The 16,143-nt window shown below is 63.2% G+C and carries 15 protein-coding genes and 1 pseudogene; 10 read left to right on the top strand and 6 right to left on the bottom strand.

The window, feature by feature from the left end; translation table 11 throughout:
- The 7 genes from L981_RS05410 to L981_RS05380 form a co-directional block, all read left to right on the top strand.
- Positions 1-294, top strand: a 294-nt coding sequence (locus tag L981_RS05410; protein WP_156133973.1) for an alpha/beta hydrolase, incomplete at its 5' end; no start/stop codon positions are given.
- Positions 295-447: 153 nt separating this feature from the next.
- Positions 448-1,140, top strand: coding sequence for an alpha/beta fold hydrolase (locus L981_RS05405; RefSeq protein WP_245281584.1), 693 nt, complete (start codon positions 448-450; stop codon positions 1,138-1,140).
- Between the two features lie 376 nt (positions 1,141-1,516).
- The gene (locus tag L981_RS05400; protein ID WP_043612575.1) at positions 1,517-2,491 is read left to right on the top strand and encodes an ABC transporter permease; all 975 of its coding nucleotides are present in this window, start codon (positions 1,517-1,519) and stop codon (positions 2,489-2,491) included.
- 76 nt (positions 2,492-2,567) lie between these two features.
- Positions 2,568-3,569: a substrate-binding domain-containing protein gene (locus L981_RS05395; RefSeq protein ID WP_043612541.1), complete on the top strand. Its 1,002-nt coding sequence runs from the start codon at positions 2,568-2,570 to the stop codon at positions 3,567-3,569.
- An 84-nt stretch (positions 3,570-3,653) separates the two neighbouring features.
- Positions 3,654-5,222, top strand: coding sequence for a sugar ABC transporter ATP-binding protein (locus L981_RS05390; protein ID WP_052201611.1), 1,569 nt, complete (start codon positions 3,654-3,656; stop codon positions 5,220-5,222).
- Positions 5,223-5,296: 74 nt separating this feature from the next.
- A complete protein-coding gene (locus L981_RS05385) occupies positions 5,297-6,256 on the top strand; it encodes an ABC transporter permease (RefSeq protein WP_371258830.1) in 960 nt (319 codons plus the stop codon).
- 81 nt (positions 6,257-6,337) lie between these two features.
- The gene (locus L981_RS05380; protein ID WP_043612539.1) at positions 6,338-7,285 is read left to right on the top strand and encodes a carbohydrate kinase family protein; all 948 of its coding nucleotides are present in this window, start codon (positions 6,338-6,340) and stop codon (positions 7,283-7,285) included.
- 37 nt (positions 7,286-7,322) lie between these two features.
- Here the strand turns inward: L981_RS05380 and L981_RS05375 are convergent, their stop codons facing one another.
- A complete protein-coding gene (locus L981_RS05375) occupies positions 7,323-8,306 on the bottom strand; it encodes a sugar-binding transcriptional regulator (RefSeq protein ID WP_245281582.1) in 984 nt (327 codons plus the stop codon).
- Positions 8,307-8,678: 372 nt separating this feature from the next.
- Here L981_RS05375 and L981_RS05370 point away from each other — a divergent pair, with 372 nt between their 5' ends.
- Positions 8,679-10,727 carry a bifunctional aldolase/short-chain dehydrogenase gene (locus L981_RS05370; RefSeq protein ID WP_043612530.1) on the top strand — a complete coding sequence of 683 codons (2,049 nt, stop codon included), beginning with the start codon at positions 8,679-8,681 and terminating at the stop codon, positions 10,725-10,727.
- Between the two features lie 174 nt (positions 10,728-10,901).
- Here L981_RS05370 and L981_RS05365 read toward each other — a convergent pair whose 3' ends face one another.
- Both L981_RS05365 and L981_RS05360 read right to left on the bottom strand, forming a co-directional pair.
- Positions 10,902-11,207: a hypothetical protein gene (locus tag L981_RS05365; RefSeq protein ID WP_043612527.1), complete on the bottom strand. Its 306-nt coding sequence runs from the start codon at positions 11,205-11,207 to the stop codon at positions 10,902-10,904.
- A gap of 122 nt (positions 11,208-11,329) precedes the next feature.
- Positions 11,330-11,530, bottom strand: a pseudogene (locus tag L981_RS05360) (L,D-transpeptidase); the annotation flags it as partial.
- 574 nt (positions 11,531-12,104) lie between these two features.
- Between L981_RS05360 and L981_RS05355 the strand changes: the two are divergent.
- Complete coding sequence (locus L981_RS05355) at positions 12,105-13,094, top strand: sodium-dependent bicarbonate transport family permease (protein ID WP_043612524.1); 990 nt, start codon at positions 12,105-12,107, stop codon at positions 13,092-13,094.
- Positions 13,095-13,146: 52 nt separating this feature from the next.
- On the opposite strand, the gene L981_RS05350 is transcribed toward L981_RS05355, so the two are convergent.
- Entirely contained in the window at positions 13,147-14,058 is a 912-nt protein-coding gene (locus L981_RS05350) for a hydrogen peroxide-inducible genes activator (RefSeq protein ID WP_043612521.1), read from the bottom strand.
- 110 nt (positions 14,059-14,168) lie between these two features.
- Here L981_RS05350 and L981_RS05345 point away from each other — a divergent pair, with 110 nt between their 5' ends.
- Positions 14,169-14,336 carry a hypothetical protein gene (locus L981_RS05345; protein WP_210166421.1) on the top strand — a complete coding sequence of 56 codons (168 nt, stop codon included), beginning with the start codon at positions 14,169-14,171 and terminating at the stop codon, positions 14,334-14,336.
- Positions 14,337-14,471: 135 nt separating this feature from the next.
- Here the strand turns inward: L981_RS05345 and L981_RS05340 are convergent, their stop codons facing one another.
- Together L981_RS05340 and L981_RS05335 are read right to left on the bottom strand one after the other, a co-directional pair.
- Complete coding sequence (locus L981_RS05340) at positions 14,472-14,852, bottom strand: RidA family protein (RefSeq protein ID WP_043612516.1); 381 nt, start codon at positions 14,850-14,852, stop codon at positions 14,472-14,474.
- Between the two features lie 37 nt (positions 14,853-14,889).
- Positions 14,890-16,140 carry a D-amino acid dehydrogenase gene (locus L981_RS05335; RefSeq protein ID WP_043612513.1) on the bottom strand — a complete coding sequence of 417 codons (1,251 nt, stop codon included), beginning with the start codon at positions 16,138-16,140 and terminating at the stop codon, positions 14,890-14,892.
- Positions 16,141-16,143 lie beyond the last annotated feature (3 nt).

Here is a 16,143-nt window from a genome sequence, read left to right as displayed (position 1 = left end):
GTCCTCGGGCGCGAGCCGCTGATGGCGGAAGCACCGGCGGAGGCGGTTCCGGCGCGCACCGTCGATCTTGCCGGGCTGCCGCCCACCTGGATCGGCGTCGGCACGCTCGACCTGTTCGCACAGGAATCGATGCATTTCGCTTCCCGTCTCATTGACGCTGGCGTGGCTGTCGAAATGTCCGTGGTTCCCGGGGCCTATCACGGCTTCGATACGATGGTGCCGCAAGCGCGCGTTTCGGCGGATTTCATCGCCAGCTGGAAATCGGCCTTGGGCCGATCGTTGGAAACCGACTGAAGGGTAGGCGCACTGCACGGTTCGCGCCGCACGGTTGCCAAGCGCGCAACAGGCTATCCGCCCAAAGGCGGGCATCTCGCTTGACGACCACCGCCTTTTCTTCCGATAGGGTCAATCTACGCGCAGATGCAAGGCGAGGTGGCGACGGTGGCAATGCTCTTGGTTCCCGGCTTCATGCTGGACGCCGATCTCTGGCGCGACGTTGTTCCCGCACTTGGCGACTACGGGCCTGCGACCTATGCCGACCTGTCGCAGGATGCCTCGATCGCTGCCATGGCCCGTCGCGCGCTGCTGGATGCGCCGGATCGCTTCATACTCGTTGGGTTCTCCATGGGCGGCTACGTCGCCCGGGAAATCGTCAGACAGGCGCCCGAGCGGGTGAGCGCACTTGTCCTCATCGCCACGTCCGCGCGCGGTGACAGCGACGTGGAGCGCCAACGAAAGGCGGCCGTCGCCGGCCAGTCGGCCGGCACGGCATTCAGAGGCCTCAGCCGTTTGGCCATCCTCTCGTCCCTGCACCCCGACAATGCCGGCCGGATCGATATCCTTGAGCGCATTCAGGCAGCCGGCCAGCGAATGGGAGGTGGCGCCTTTCGCCGCCAGTCGCTCGTCGAGCGGAAGGACGAACGGGATGCCCTGGCTTCGATCGGATGCCCCAGCCTCGTCATTGCCGGTGAAGAGGATCGCTTAAGATCGCGCGCCGAGGCGCTCGAACTGCACCACGGGCTCGTCGGCTCAAGCTTCGAGGTCGTCGCTGAGACCGGCCACATGGTTCCGATGGAAGCGCCGCAACGCGTTGCGGCAGTCATTCGGGATTGGCTTGATCAATTGAACTCCGGCGCCTAACGATCGCACCAGTCAAGAGGCACCCGTTCGAGCGGCCACGGTCTCAACCTTTTCCATTTCCAGCCTGCTCCTCTTGCCAATCGAGCGGATCTCTCACCAGGCCGCGGCCGTGCCCAATGAACGTTCCGATGGGGTCGCGCACGCCGCTTAAGCGGCCGACTAACTCGCCACGTCCGCTCACCTCCCGTGGACGTAACAGAACAGCGCGAAGAACGCTGTTGACAAAACACACCGATGACTGGCAAATGTCAGAAATGTACAGAGGACGCCGGCTGCCGGCTGGTTTCAGGGGAGACAGGAGCCTGAAACCGAAGGGCCGGAGAGCATATCCGTCTGCACAAGTGCCAGCATGGGAGGGGACATCGTGGCTTTTCAGATGGATCGGCAGCTCGGCTTTCTTGCCACTGTGAACGTTGCCGCGATTGTCGCCGGTGCGGTGCTCGTCGGCGCCAGCTTCGTTGAGCTCTATAACTTCCAGTCCATGGCGTCGCAGGTCCCCGAGCTGGGTTTCCTCGCGCTTGGCGTCATGTTGGCCATGATGTCCGGCAATGGCGGCATCGACCTTTCCGGCATCGCGCTTGCCAATCTCTCCGGGGTTGCCGCCTACTTCGTCCTGCGCGATGTGATTTCCGCGGACGACGCTCCGCTTCTTTTCACCTGGAGCCTGATCGGCCTTGCGCTTGGCGTCGGCCTTGTCGGCGGCATGCTGAACGGGTTCCTGATCGCGAAGGTCGGATTGACGCCGATCATCGCCACGCTCGGCACGCAATTGCTCTTCACGGGGTTGGCGATCGTTCTCACCAACGGTTCGGCGCTCAGCATCGGCTATGTCGAGCCGCTCGACGATTTCGGCAATGCCACGATCCTGAGCGTGCCCCAATGCTTCGCTCTGTTCCTCGTCGTCGCACTTGCGATCGGCGCCATCCTGCGTTTCACGCCCTTCGGCCAACGTCTGCTTCTGCTTGGCAACAATGCCAAGGCGGCGCGCTACGCCGGCATCCCGGAAAAGCGCATCCTGTTCCTGACCTATACGGTTTGCGGGCTGTTGGCGTCGGTTGCCGGCATCGTCATCGCGGCGCGCACCTCGAGCGTCAAGTGGGACTACGGCACCTCCTATGTCCTGATCGCGATCCTGATCGCGGTCATGGCTGGCGTTCGCCCTGAGGGCGGCTATGGGCGGGTCATCTGCGTCGTGCTTTCGGCAACATCGCTGCAGATGCTCTCCAGCCTCTTCAACTTCATGAACATCTCGAACTTCTTCCGGGATCTCGCCTGGGGCGTTCTTCTGCTCGTCTTCATCGCCGCCTCCGGCTTCGATCTCAAAGCCTGGTTCAGGGCGGCCCGCAGCTAACCCATTTCCGCCAGGGCCGGGCGCGAGCCTTCGCGCGCCACAGCTCTTTCCTTTCGAAGGCGCAATGGGAGGAACTATGCCTGATTTTCGTAAAATTGCCGCCTGCACCGTGGCCCTCGGCACCATCTGGGCCGCAACAGCGGCCACTGCCGAGGAGAAGCCGAGCATCGTGACCGTCGTGAAGGTCACCGGCGAGAACTGGTTTACCCGCATGGAGGAAGGCGTTGTCGCCTACGGCAACGACAATGATACGGTTGCCACGAGCCAGATTGGCCCCGGCAAGGCAGACGCTGCCCAGCAGGCGCGCCTGATCGAAGACCTCGTCGCCAAGAAGGTCAGCGCGATTGCCGTCGTGCCGATGGATGCAGCGTCGCTCGAAGGCGTGCTGAAGCGTGCCGCCCAGCGCGGCATCAAGGTTGTGACCCACGAAGCCGACAGCATGAAGAACACGCTCGTCGACATCGAAGCCTTCGAAAACAAGGCTTTCGGCGCCCGCTTCAACGAAAAGATCGCCGAGTGCATGGGCAAGTCCGGCAAGTGGACGTCCTTCGTCGGTTCGCTCGGCAGCCTGACGCACGTGCAGTGGGCTGACGGCGGCGCTGAAAACGCCAAGAAGTACCCGGACATGGAACTGGTCTCGGAGAAGAACGAATCCTTCAACGACGCCAACCGCGCCTATGAGAAAGCCCGCGAGATCCTGCGCAAGTATCCCGATATCAAGGGCTTCCAGGGCGGCTCCGCCATCGACGTCATCGGCATCGGCCGCGCCGTCGAAGAGGCTGGCCTTCAGGACAAGACCTGCGTCTTCGGCATCGGCCTGCCGAAGGATACCGGATCCTATCTGGAGTCCGGTGCTGTGGATGGCATCAGCTTCTGGGATCCGAAGGATGCCGGCTACGTCATGAACAAGGTCGCCGACATGGTCATCAAGGGTGAAGAGATCAAGGACGGCATGGATCTCGGCGTGCCCGGCTACGAAAAGGTTGCGGTCAAGAAGGGTGCAGGTGACGGCATCATCGTTGTCGGCGAAGCCTGGGTCGACGTCGACAAGTCGAACTACAGCAAATACCCGTTCTGATCGGTTCAGCCGATCGATGCCGTCGCGCCCACCGGCGCGGCGGCATGTCCCTCGAACGCCCTCATGCCCCATCAGGACAAAGCCATGCAGCCCCAGCCCACTGGCGGTGAACCGCATCTCAAGCCCACGACCCCGTTTCTGGAGGTGCGCAACATCGAGAAGCACTTCGGTGGCGTGCGCGCGCTGAAAGGCGTCAGCCTTTCGATCGAGGCCGGCAACATCTATCACCTGATGGGTGAGAACGGCTGCGGCAAGAGCACGCTCATCAAGATCATTTCCGGGGCTCAACGGGCCGATGCAGGCGAACTCCTAATCGACGGCAAGACGGTCACCGGACTGACGCCAGTCGCAGCCCTCGCTGCCGGCATCGAAACGGTCTATCAGGATTTCTCGCTGCTCCCCAATCTCTCCGTCGCCGAGAACATCGGCCTGACGCAGCAGCTCGTATCCTCGTCGGGCAAGCTTGCGCGGCGGCTCGACATACCGAAGATGCGGGCGACCGCCGAGCGCGCCCTTGCGGCCGTCGGCCTGCCCGCGAGCAGGGCCTTTCTTTCGACGCGCACGGACGAGTTGCCGATGGCGACGCGGCAGTTGATCGCCATTGCCCGCGCGATCGCCTCCGATGCCCGCCTCGTCATCATGGACGAGCCGACGACGGCGCTGACCAAACACGAGGTCGACAATCTCATCGGCGTCGTCGATCGCCTCCGCGCCAAGGGCGTGGCCGTCCTGTTCGTCACCCACAAGCTCGACGAGTGCAAATCGCTCGGCGGGCGGGCGATCATCATGCGCGACGGCCAGAAGGTCGCCGAATGCGATGTCGAAGGCCATTCGAAGACCGATCTGGCCTTCTGGATGACCGGCAAGGTGCTGGACGATACGCGCCAGCGCTCTGCCGTCACGCTCGGCGAGAAGTTGCTCAATGTCGAAAAGCTCTCGCGGAGCGGCTTTTTCGCCGACGTGTCCCTGTCGCTGCGCAAGGGCGAAATCGTCGGCATTACCGGGCTGCTTGATTCCGGGCGCAACGAACTGGCGCTTGCGCTCGCCGGCGTTTCGCCGGCTGACGGCGGCGGCATTTTTCTCGAGGGCGACGAGATCCGCCTTGGCAAACCCGCCGACGCCATTGCTTCGGGGATCGGCTACGTTCCCGAGGACCGGCTCTCGGAGGGGTTGTTCCTCTCGCAATCGATCAAGGACAATATCGTGGTTCCGGTCCTCGACCGGCTGCGCAATGCCCTCGGTATCGTCGACCGGCGCCGCAGCCGTGCGCTTGCCGAGCGCACGGTCGACGATCTCCAGGTCGTCTCGGCCGGCGTCGACAAGCCGGTGCAGTCGCTATCCGGCGGCAACCAGCAGCGCGTGCTGATCGGGCGCTGGCTGACGATCGAGCCGAAACTCCTGATCCTGCACGGCCCGACCGTCGGCGTCGACGTGGGCTCCAAGGACACGATCTATCGGATCATCCAGCGGCTCGCTGGCGACGGCATGGGCGTCATCATCATCAGCGACGACCTGCCCGAATTGCTGCAGAACTGCGACCGCATCATGGTCATGCGCAAAGGTCGCGTCGTCAAAACCTTTGCCGCCGAAGGGCTGGCCGAAGACGTCCTCTCGCGTGCGCTGACGGACGATACCATTGCGAGGCTTCAATGACCGAAACCACCTTTTCCTCGCCAGCACCCCGGTCTGAAAGCGCTGGCGCGGTTGCCGGCATCTGGGCGTGGCTCATGCGGCATCCGCCGGCCTTCACGCTGATCCTGATCGTCGCCGTCTCGCTCGTCGTCGGCGCGATCAACACGGACTTCTGGCAGGTATCGAACCTTTTCGACATCCTGCGCGCGTCCGTCGTGCGTGGCCTCTTTGCGCTCGGCGTGCTCGTCGTGCTGGCCTCCGGTGGCATCGACGTCTCGTTCACGGCGATCGCCGCCTTCGTCATGTACGCCGTCACCATGCTGGTCGTGAACGTGGTGCCCGACATGCCGATCGTGGCGATCCTTGCGCTCGGCGCTGTCGGCGGTGCCTGTTTCGGCGCGCTCAACGGCGTTCTCGTTCATGCACTCAAGGCGCCGTCGCTGATCGTGACGATCGGCACGCAATATGTCATTCGCAGCTTCCTGCTCACCTTTGTCGGCACGGCGCTGTTCATGAACATTCCCGCGGCAATGGACGCCTTCGGAAAGCTTGCGCTCTTCACCCACCACAGTGCCAACGGCTCGACCTCGACACTGCCTGCCTTCGTGCTGATCCTTGCGGTCGCCGCGATCGTCACCTGGTGGATCCTCGAGCGCACCCTGATCGGCAGGGCGGTCTATGCCGTCGGCGGCAATGCCGGCGTGGCCGAGCGTCTAGGCTACAATCTGCGCACGGTCCGCATCTTTGTCTTTGCCTATGCCGGACTTCTCGCCGGCATCGCCGGGATCATTCACGTCTCCAGCAACCGCCTGGCGAACCCGTTCGATCTCGCGGGTGCCGAACTCGAAATCATTGCCGCGGTCGTTCTCGGCGGCGCGCGCATCACCGGCGGCTCCGGCTGTGTCATCGGCACGCTTCTGGGCGTTGTTCTCATCACGCTGGTCAGCAACGTCCTCATTCTTGTCGGCATCCCGAGCACCTGGCAGCTCGTCATCGTCGGCATCTTCATCATTCTCGCCGGCGGGATCTTCTCGATCCGCGGCAGACAATCCTGACGGCCGGCGTTAAGGCCGCCAAGCCGCGGTCGGGGCCGGTGTCTTTCGACACCCCTGTTTCTTTGAGAAAGGTTTGAGTGCATGGCGCACGATGTTTCGGTCATCGGACTTTACATTCTCGACATCCTCGGTCGCCCGGTCGACCGCATTCCCGAGGGCGGCAATGTCGAGTTCATCGACGAGATCCGGCTGACGGTTGCCGGTACCGCCGGCGGCACAGTGGTCGACCTTGCAAAGCTCGGTCTCAACTGCCTTGCGGTTGGCGCCGTCGGCGACGACGAGAAGGCCGATTTCGTGCTTTCGACCCTGCAGCGCTTCGGCGTCGACACCGCGGAGATGCAGCAGATCCCGGGCGTCCCGACGTCCGCCACGATCCTCAACATCCGCCGCAACGGCGAACGGCCGGCGCTTCACGTCCGCGGCGCGTCCGGCCATTTCGAGATCGCAGCTGAAGCACTCGATCGCGTAACGGAGGCGCCGATCGTTCATCTTGGCGGCACGGGCCTGCTCGACCGCCTCGATGGCGAGCCGAGCCGCGTGCTTCTCGAAGCGGCCAAGGCCAAGGGCCGCACCGTCACCTTCGATCTGCTCGGTGCCAGCGAGAAGACGCTCTCCCTCATCCGCCCGCTCTTCCCCTATATCGACTACTTCATGCCCTCGGTGGAGGAAGCCATGCTGATCTCCGGGCGGAAAACTGCCGAGGATGCGGCGCTCTTCTTCTGCGACCTCGGTGTGAAACACTGCGTCTTCACACTCGGCGGCGACGGCGTCTACTTCATGGATCCGGACCGAAAGAGCGTGAAACTGCCCGCCTTCGAGATCGACGTCGTCGATACGACAGGCTGCGGCGATGCCTTCAACGCCGGCTTCATCGCCGGCCTGCACCACAAGATGGACACGGAGACGTCGCTGAAGTTCGCGCAGGCCTCGGCCGCGCTGGTGGCGACCGGTCTCGGCTCGGATGCCGGCATCACCTCCTTCGAGGCGACGCAGGCATTCATGCGCACGGCGCGCGTCAAGGTGAACTGATAGGCTGGCGGGGCGCTCCTGTCGGAGCGCCCTGGGCCTATTCGGCCAGCAGCATCTCGGCGGTTTCGATGTCGGTGACGAGGTGGGTGGCGTAGCCGCCATTCATCGTCGCGCGGATCGCCGTGACCTTGTTCGCACCGCCGGCGACACAGACGCGGCTCGGGATCCGCACGAGTTCGTCGAGCTCGATACCCACCATGCGATCGTCGAGTTCACCGCTCACCTGTCGGCCCGCCTCGTCGATGAAACGGCAGATCAGCACCGCGACGGCGCCGTGCGCCTGGTAGGAATCGAAGTCCTCCTGGCTTGCGACATTGGCAGAGCGGATCAGCGTGTCAGGGCCGATATCGCCGACGCCGAAGACCAGGATGTTGGTGGAGTGAATAAGCTCGAACTGCTTGACGAGCACAGGTTCCGAAAGCAGCCAGCGCTTGAGTTCCGGCGTCGACAGCAACGCCGGCGCCAAAAGGTTGACGCAGCGTGCGTGAATGCGCTGGGACATCAGCGAGGTGCAGAACTCCGGCGAGAACTCGGGATTGGCGATCGAGCTGCCCGAGACCTGGACGACAGTGAGCCCATCGAGCGGTTCGGCCAGCGAGATCTGGTCGGCGACGGCAAGCACTGTCCGTCCCCAGGCAACGCCGATCGTGTCGCCTTGCTTGATCATGTCGGCAAGCAGGCGGGCGCCGGCCTCACCGAGGCGCGTGACCAGCGACGCCGGCTCTCCGGCCGGAATGACCAGCGCTCCCTCGAGCCCGAACTTCTCCTTCAGCTTGCGCGCGATGGCCACGCGTCCGCCGACATCCGTGTTGACGCGGATGGTAACGAGGCCGCGTTCACGGGCCTCCTGAAGGTAATTGACGATGGTCGCGCGCGACATGCCGAGGATCTTGGCGATGTCGCTCTGGGTCAGTTGATCAACGTAGTAGAGCCAGGCGGCCCAAACGACCCCGTCATCGAACTCGGGCGGCAACGACTTGCCTTCGCCGATCATCCAACTTGCCCGTGCGCTCTCCGCCATCCGTCACTCCGCCTGATACTGTTTGCGCCACCTCAAACCGGAAATGAGGCCGCCGTCAAACAAATTCGAACGCTCAATTGACATTTGACACACGATGTTGTCATTTGTTTATGCCCCGTTGTAACGGGCGATCGATAACGGAATCGCGCTTGAGCACGCGGCCACGAATGCGGCCGCATGGGCAGGCGAGACTACGGCAGACAGGATCGGATCCGCGCCTTCTTCGACGCGGCCCGCGCCAGACGCCGATCCCAAATTTCCCAAGCGGCCTTTCCCGCCAGCCTTCCACGGCTCGGCGGGCATGGTCCCGCCATGTCATTTTTGTCCGGAGCCGTCGCAGGTGATGTCCGCCGGAAGCTGAGGAGCCTTTGCATGAAATCGAGATGGTCCGAAACCGAATATGCCGATGTCGTCGACGCCTACGTCCGCAACGGCGTCAACCGTGATCTGGCGATCCGCACCTACACCACGCGCCTGCTCGGATCCGACCCGGAACTGGTGCTGCATGGCGGTGGAAACACGTCGGTAAAGACCGTTTTCACCGATCTCGACGGCTCTGAGATTCCGGTTCTTTGCGTCAAGGGAAGCGGCTGGGACATGGGCACGATCGAACCGGCAGGCCTGCCCGCCGTCCGCCTGCAACCGCTCCAGGCGATGGTCGGTTTCCAAACGCTCAGCGACGACGACATGGTCATGCTGCAGCGCCGCTTGCTGCTCGATCCGGCAGCGCCCAATCCGTCGGTCGAAGCGATCCTTCATGCCAACCTGCCGTTCAAGCACATCGACCACACCCATGCCAACGCGATCGTGTCGCTGACAAACCAGCCGCACGGCGAAGAAATCGTGCGCGAACTCTTCCCCAAGGCGATCATCGTTCCCTATGTCATGCCCGGCTTCGATCTTGCGAAAGCCTGCGATGAGGCTTTCCGCGCCGATCCGACCGCCGACGGCATGATCTTGCTGAAGCACGGCATCTTCACCTGGTCGGAAGACCCGCGCGAATCCTACGAGAAGATGATCGCCGCAATCGACCGGGCCGAACGCCGCATTGCCGAAGGCAATCCGCGTCCGTTCGTGCAGGTGAAGCAGCCAACGGCGCTTGCAACGGCCGCGGAAATTGCGCCGGTCCTGCGCGGCGCCATCGCGATCGACACCGGTGTGGAAGGCTGCCCGAAACGCTTCGTGCTGGAGCACCGGGCAAGCGACGCGGTGCTTGCGTTCTGCAATGCGCAGAATGCCGGCGAACTCGCGCGCCGCGGCAACGCGACGCCGGAGCATGTCATCCACATCAAGCGCTTCGGCCTCGTTCTGCCGGCGCCGGTTGCCGGTGAAATGGCCGCCTGGGCGGAGACGGTGCGCACGGCCGTGGCCGACTACGTCGCCGAATACCGCGCCTATTTCGAGCGCAACAACGCGCGCGTCGGTGGCAACAAGAAGATGCTCGACCCGATGCCCCGCGTCTTCTACGTCGCCGGCGTCGGCCTCTTTGCGGCCGGCCCCAGCAAGAAGGCCGCACGCGTCGGCGCCGATGTCGCGGAAGCCACGATCAACGTCATCCGTAAAGCTGAAGGAATCGAGAGCTTCGAGGCGCTGTCGGAACAGGATCTCTTCGACATCGAATACTGGTCGCTCGAGCAGGTCAAGCTGACGAAACAGGTGGAGAAGCCGCTCAGCCGGCAGGTCGCGGTGGTGACCGGCGGGGCCGGCGGCCTTGGCCTTGCGATTGCCGAGGCGCTGCGCGCGGAAGGTGCGGAAATCGCCCTCGTCGATCTTGCCGAAGCGACGGTCAAGAAGGAGGCCGCCCGGCTCGGAGGGCTTGGCGTCGCCTGCGACGTGACCAATCCTCAGGCCGTTGACGCCGCTATCGCCGGCGTCGCCGAACATTTCGGCGGTATCGACATCGTCATTTCGAACGCGGGTGCCGCCTTCCAGGGCGCCATGATCGAGGTCGCCGACGAACTCTTCGAGAAAGCCTTCGCCCTCAACTTCTGGGGACACCATTACATCGCCCGGGCAGCAACCAGGGTGATGAAGGCGCAACGCACAGGCGGCGCACTGGTGTTCAACGTCTCCAAGCAGGCGGTCAATCCGGGCCCCGATTTCGGTCCCTACGGCACGTCGAAGGCGGCGCTGATGGCACTGATGCGGCAATACGCCGTCGAACACGGTGCGGACGGCATCACCTCGAACGCCGTCAACGCCGATCGCATCCGCACCGGCCTCATGACCGACCAGATGGTCGAGGAGCGCAGCCGCGCCCGCGGCATCACGCCGGAAGCCTACATGCGCGGCAACCTCGTCCACCGCGAAGTCGCCGCCAAGGATGTGGCCGAAGCCTTCGTGCACCTTGCCAAGGCGCGCACAAGCACAGGCGCGGTCATCACCGTCGACGGCGGCAATGTCGCGGCGATGATGCGATAGAAGGATAATGGGCGGCCGCGGTGAGAACCACCGCGGCCGTGCCCAACGAAATGAAACACATCGGCACGCTCTTCGGCCGACAATGGTGTCGCCGTAGCGAAAGCAATCTGCCACGCGACAGCCTATGCCGCCACTGACGAGCAGGGCTCAGCCAACGACCCGGCGCAGGCGCTCCTAGATCCCGGAGCCGTCCAGTTCCTGCTCGTCCTCGCCTTCCCAAGGCAGCGGCATCGCAGCGCGATCGAGATTGGCCGTGGGCATCGGCATCCAACACTTCAACTCAGGCTCGGGATACTCGATGATGCGGCCGGGCGACGAATCGGAGGCGCGCCAGCCTTCAGTCCCGAACTGATCACCCTTCGACCAATAGGCGAGATCGACTTCCGCGGCGCCCTGCTCGGACGGCCGGATCGTGACGAGGATCCGGCTCCCGTTTTTCGGAGCGCTTGCCATATGACGCCAGTGGTCCGCCTCAGCCATCATTTACCTCCTGCCTTGCTGCACCTGACAAGTGTCGCCTCGGCGCTGAAAACGGTCAACTCATAGTTTGCGTGGGGCGAGGGGATGAGAACAGCGAACCCTGACCGCTGCCCTTCAGGCACCTAGAGGACGACCACGGTCGCGCCCTTTGATACTTTCCCATAGAGCTCGATGACGTCTTCTTTGAGCATGCGGATGCAGCCCGAGGATGCTTCGGTTCCGATGGTCCAGGGCTCGGACGTGCCATGGATGCGGTAGAGCGTGTCCTTGCCATTCTGAAACAGATAGAGCGCCCGCGCGACGATTGCGCCATGCAGACCAGGCAGATCGCCCGCGTCAAAACTTGTTTTCAGTTTCTGTCCGAGTGCTTGTTCGTCTAACGGCATATGGGACCCTGTTGAACTGTACCAACGTCAGTCGTGTGTGTGTCTGTTGAAGCAGACATTCCACTCGGAACTGTAAGAGCCGGCTCTTCCTCGCGGTGAGAATGTGCCGGGCGCCTGCGCGGTGTGTCTTGTGGCGGACAAGGCCTTGTCGGCTTTGCGTCAACATTTGGCCAAGACAAGTGATCGCACGGACGGCTCGGTGGGACGGCGACATTGCACGCTCGTTGGCATGATCGGGCGGGCGACGGCGCCCTCGCTCGCCTAACCAAGCATCGTGCCGCCCGGCCGCACTCAATAGTTTCGATCTATTTCTACAATAGCGACAATGAATTTGTCCTATGAGACCCATCTATGACAAATGCCGGCCGAAGGGACGAGACGAACAAGTCCCGCGGCAATGTCCGCAGACAAGGAAAGCAACTGCAAGGCGCCGTATCCTTGCAGGTTTGAGGCGGTGCGACCGAGGTCTGCATCGCTTCTTTTTTTAAGAACACCAACCTGACGGCTTCCGATGAACCTTTATCTGTCTATCGTCGAGCAGACCCTGCTCTCGGCGCCCGTGCTCTTCTTCTGTCTCGGGTTCGGCGCCTCGATCCTGGGCGCATCGATCGCTCTGCCGAGCGGCGTTTCAAAGATGATTGCGATCTACCTGATGCTGGCGATCGGCTTCAAGGGGGGAGCGGCGGTCGCGATGGATGCCCTCTCCACCGAAGTGCTCCTGTGCCTGCTCGTCGGGGTGGTTCTATCCGGGGCGACGCCGTTTGCCGCCTTTCGTCTTCTCGGATTGGTATCGCCTCTGCCGGCAACCGATCGGGCAGCGATCGCTGCGCATTACGGCTCGATCTCCATTGTCACGTTCACGGCCGCGACCGATGCCCTGACCCGATCTGGCATCGAGTTCAGCGCAACCATGGTGGCGGTTGCGGCCGCGATGGAAGCGCCGGCCATCATCAGCGCCGTCTATCTCTTGCAACGGGTGGGTGCTGGCGGACAAGCCAGCGCCAAGCGTGCCGATCGCACGGTCATGCAGGAGGTATTCTTCAACGTGACGATCGTCGTTCTGCTCGGCGCCTTCGTCATCGGCGCGGTGACGGGCAGGGATGGGCTCTCCGACGTGTCCGGCTTCCTGGTCGATCCCTTCAGGGGCGTTCTTTGCCTCTTTCTCCTCGATCTCGGAGCCGTGGCGGGGCAGGGGCTTCGCACCGGTTGGCGCAAACTCACCTGGCCGCTGATGCTGTTTGCGGCCTGGGTGCCGGCGCTTTCGGCTGCCCTTGTTCTTCTGTCGGCACTGGCCCTCGGCCTGTCGCATGGCAACGCCGCTTTGTTGACGACACTGGCTGCGAGCGCCTCCTACATCGCCGCGCCCGCGGCGATGCGCATGGCCGCACCGGAAGCCAGGCCCGAGATCTATCTGACCATGGCGCTCGGCGTCACATTCCCGCTCAACCTGCTGATTGGCGTGCCGCTCTACATTTCACTGGCCGGTCTTCTTGCCCCTTAGCCCGCGACAGCCCGAAGCCTTGCCGGTTCGGGCAGAAGCGATGGCCTGCCCATCAGGCAATTCCCTTCTTGCGCGCGGCGCTATCGGCCTCGCGCGCCAGGATCTCGTAGTGGCGCTGTCTTCCGCTGTTTTCCCGCCAGTAGAATCCGACCTCGCGACGAGCTGCCCAGTCCTCGATTTCGATCAGCTTGACGTCGTCGTCCTTGCGAAACTCCGCGCGGGCATAAAGTTCTGGAAACAGCGAGCAGCCCATGCCGATCGAGACCATCTGCCTGATGGAATCGAGGCTTGTTCCCTCATAGTCATCGATCACCCGGGCATCCGCCACGGCCGCAAGGTGCTTGACGTTTTCGAGCAGCCGGTGGCCGCTGCCGAGCGCCAGCAGCGTTTCGCCTCGCAGCGCCCGGGTCTTGACCGAGGTCTGCGAGGCCAGCCGATGTTCGGCGGGAACACCAAGAAAAATCTTCTCGTCGCCGATGCGCCGGAACCTGAGGCCGGCACGCTCCGGCGCCGGTCCAAGGCCACAATCGACGGCACCTTCGGCGACCGCCGTTTCGATCCATGCCGGCGGGTCCTCGCGGATATAGATCTTCAAGGCCGGGAATTTACGATGGACGCCCGGCAGAAAGCCCGGAAGAAAATAGGGACCAAAGGTCGGGGCTGTCGCCATTCGAACCAGGCCGCCGAGGCTTTGCGTGTCCTTCAAGGCGCCTTCGACGAGGTCATCGACGGTCGCGAGCGCCATGCGCGCGCTTCGCGCCACATCCTGGCCCGCCGGTGTCGTGACGACACTCGTCGAGGTGCGTTCAAACAGCGTTACCCCGAGTGACTTTTCGACCAGCCCAATCTGAACGGAAAGGGTCGGTTGCGAAACGTGGCAGCGCTTGGCGGCTTTGCCGAAGTGCCGGAGTTCGTCGAGGGCCGCTATGTATTCAAGCTGGCGAAGAGTGGGTCGATAGGCCATTCCCAATTGATAAAACCTATCGCAGGAATTTCAACTATGAATTGGCACTATGACCAGAACTGTTCGAATGTCGCGAAAGTCGAACAAAGGCTATCGCAATGGATCAGTTTTTGAAATCTCTCCGCAGCCGCAAGGCGATCATTGAAACGCGTATCGCCGAGGAACAGGCGCGGCCCGCCCCGGATCGCTTTCGTCTCTGGACGCTGAAGAAACTCAGGCTGCAGTTTTTGGAGCAGATCGCATTCGTCGAGCGCACGAACCGTCTGCTTCCGACGTAAGCTCCGATAGCACAGTCGCAAACCACGGCACATCGCCCCCCGGCGGGCGGATTGGTTCCCGATGGCGATACCTTTAGCGGCATCGTGATGCTTCCCGGACGCTGATTGCCTGTCAGCGTCCGGCGCCAGTAGGCCTTACGGAATGGCGATGACCGCCTCGATCTCCACCTTCGCGCCCTTTGGCAGCGCGCTGACTTCGTAGCAGGCGCGGGCCGGGAACGGCTTGGCGAAGAAGCCCGCATAGACCTTGTTGATCTCCGCGAACTGCGCGAGGTCGGTGAGCAGAACCGTGGTCTTGACGGTGTTAGAAAGGGTCGTGCCCGCGGCAGTCGCGATGGCAGCAAGGTTCTTCAGGCACTGCTCGGCCTGCGCGATCGCGTCATCCGAGTTGAACTCTCCGGTGGCCGGATCGATCGGAAGCTGGCCGGAGACGAACAGCAGATTGCCGACCTTGATCGCCTGCGAGAAGGGACCGACGGCGCCCGGCGCGTCGGTGGTGTGGATTTCCTGGATCATGATCCGTCTCCGAGATTGGTGGTTGAATTGAACACGCTCATGCGTAGCGGGCGATCGCGAGATCGGTGGCGTCGATTTCCGGCTTACGGCCGCTGACGAGATCGGCGATCACCCGTGCCGAACCGGAACTCATCGTCCAGCCGAGCGTGCCGTGGCCGGTGTTGAGGTAGAGGCCCGCGACCTTCGTCGGACCGATGACCGGCGTGCCGTCCGGCGTCATCGGCCGAAGGCCGGACCAGAAGCTCGCCTTCGACACGTCGCCGCCCGGGAAGAGGTCGGTGACAGAGTGCTGGAGCGTCAGGCGACGGGGTTCGCCGAGATCGTTGGTGTAGCCGGAAATTTCCGCCATGCCGCCGACGCGGATGCGGTCGCCGAGCCTGGTGATGGCGATCTTGAAGGTTTCGTCCATGACCGTCGATTCCGGCGCGCGTGACGCGTCGGTGATCGGGATCGTCAACGAGTAACCCTTGACCGGGTAGACCGGCAGGCGGATGTCATGCGGCCTGACGAGGAGAGGGGAGAAGCTGCCGAGCGCCACGACGACAGCGTCGGCCTGGAGCGTACCGTGCGCCGTGACGACGCCTTTGATCCGGCCGCCTTCCACGTCGAGACTGCGGATGATGCTGCCATAGTTGAAGCGCACGCCGAGCGCTTCCGCCTTTTTCGCAAGCTCGTTGCTGAACTTGAAGCAGTCGCCGGTCTCGTCCTTCGGCGTCAGCAGGCCGCCGACGATCTTCTCGCGCACATGTTTCAGCGCCGGTTCGACGCGAATGCAGCCATCGCGGTCCAGGACCTCGTAGGGGATGCCGTCGGCGGCAAGCGCCTTGACGTCCTTGCCGGAGGCGTCGAGCTGGGCCTGGGTGCGGAAAAGCTGCAGCGTTCCCTGCATGCGCTCGTCATAGGCGATGCCGGTTTCGGCGCGCAGCGCGGCGAGCGAGACGCGGCTGTAGTCGGCAAGCCTTAGCATGCGGCTCTTGTTGATCGCGTAGCGCCCGGACGTGCAGTTCGAGAGCATCTTGATCATCCAGGAGATCATGGCGGCATCGACCTTCGGTCGAAGGATGAGCGGGGCGTGCTCCATGAACAGCCATTTCATCGCCTTCATCGGAATGCCGGGTGCCGCCCAGGGCGAGCAGTAGCCGAAGGAAACTTCGCCGGCATTGGCAAAGCTCGTCTCCAGCGCCGGCCCGGGCTGGCGATCGATGACGGTGACCTCGTGTCCGCTCTTGGCAAGCTGGTAGGCCGAGGTGACGCCGACAATGCCGGCGCCGAGAACGATAACTTTCATGAT

Origin of the sequence: Ensifer sp. ZNC0028 (assembly GCF_000799055.1) — a bacterium.
Lineage (GTDB): Bacteria > Pseudomonadota > Alphaproteobacteria > Rhizobiales > Rhizobiaceae > Ensifer.
Note: the sequence above shows the minus strand (reverse complement) of the source record. Positions and strands in the feature narration are given on the sequence as shown.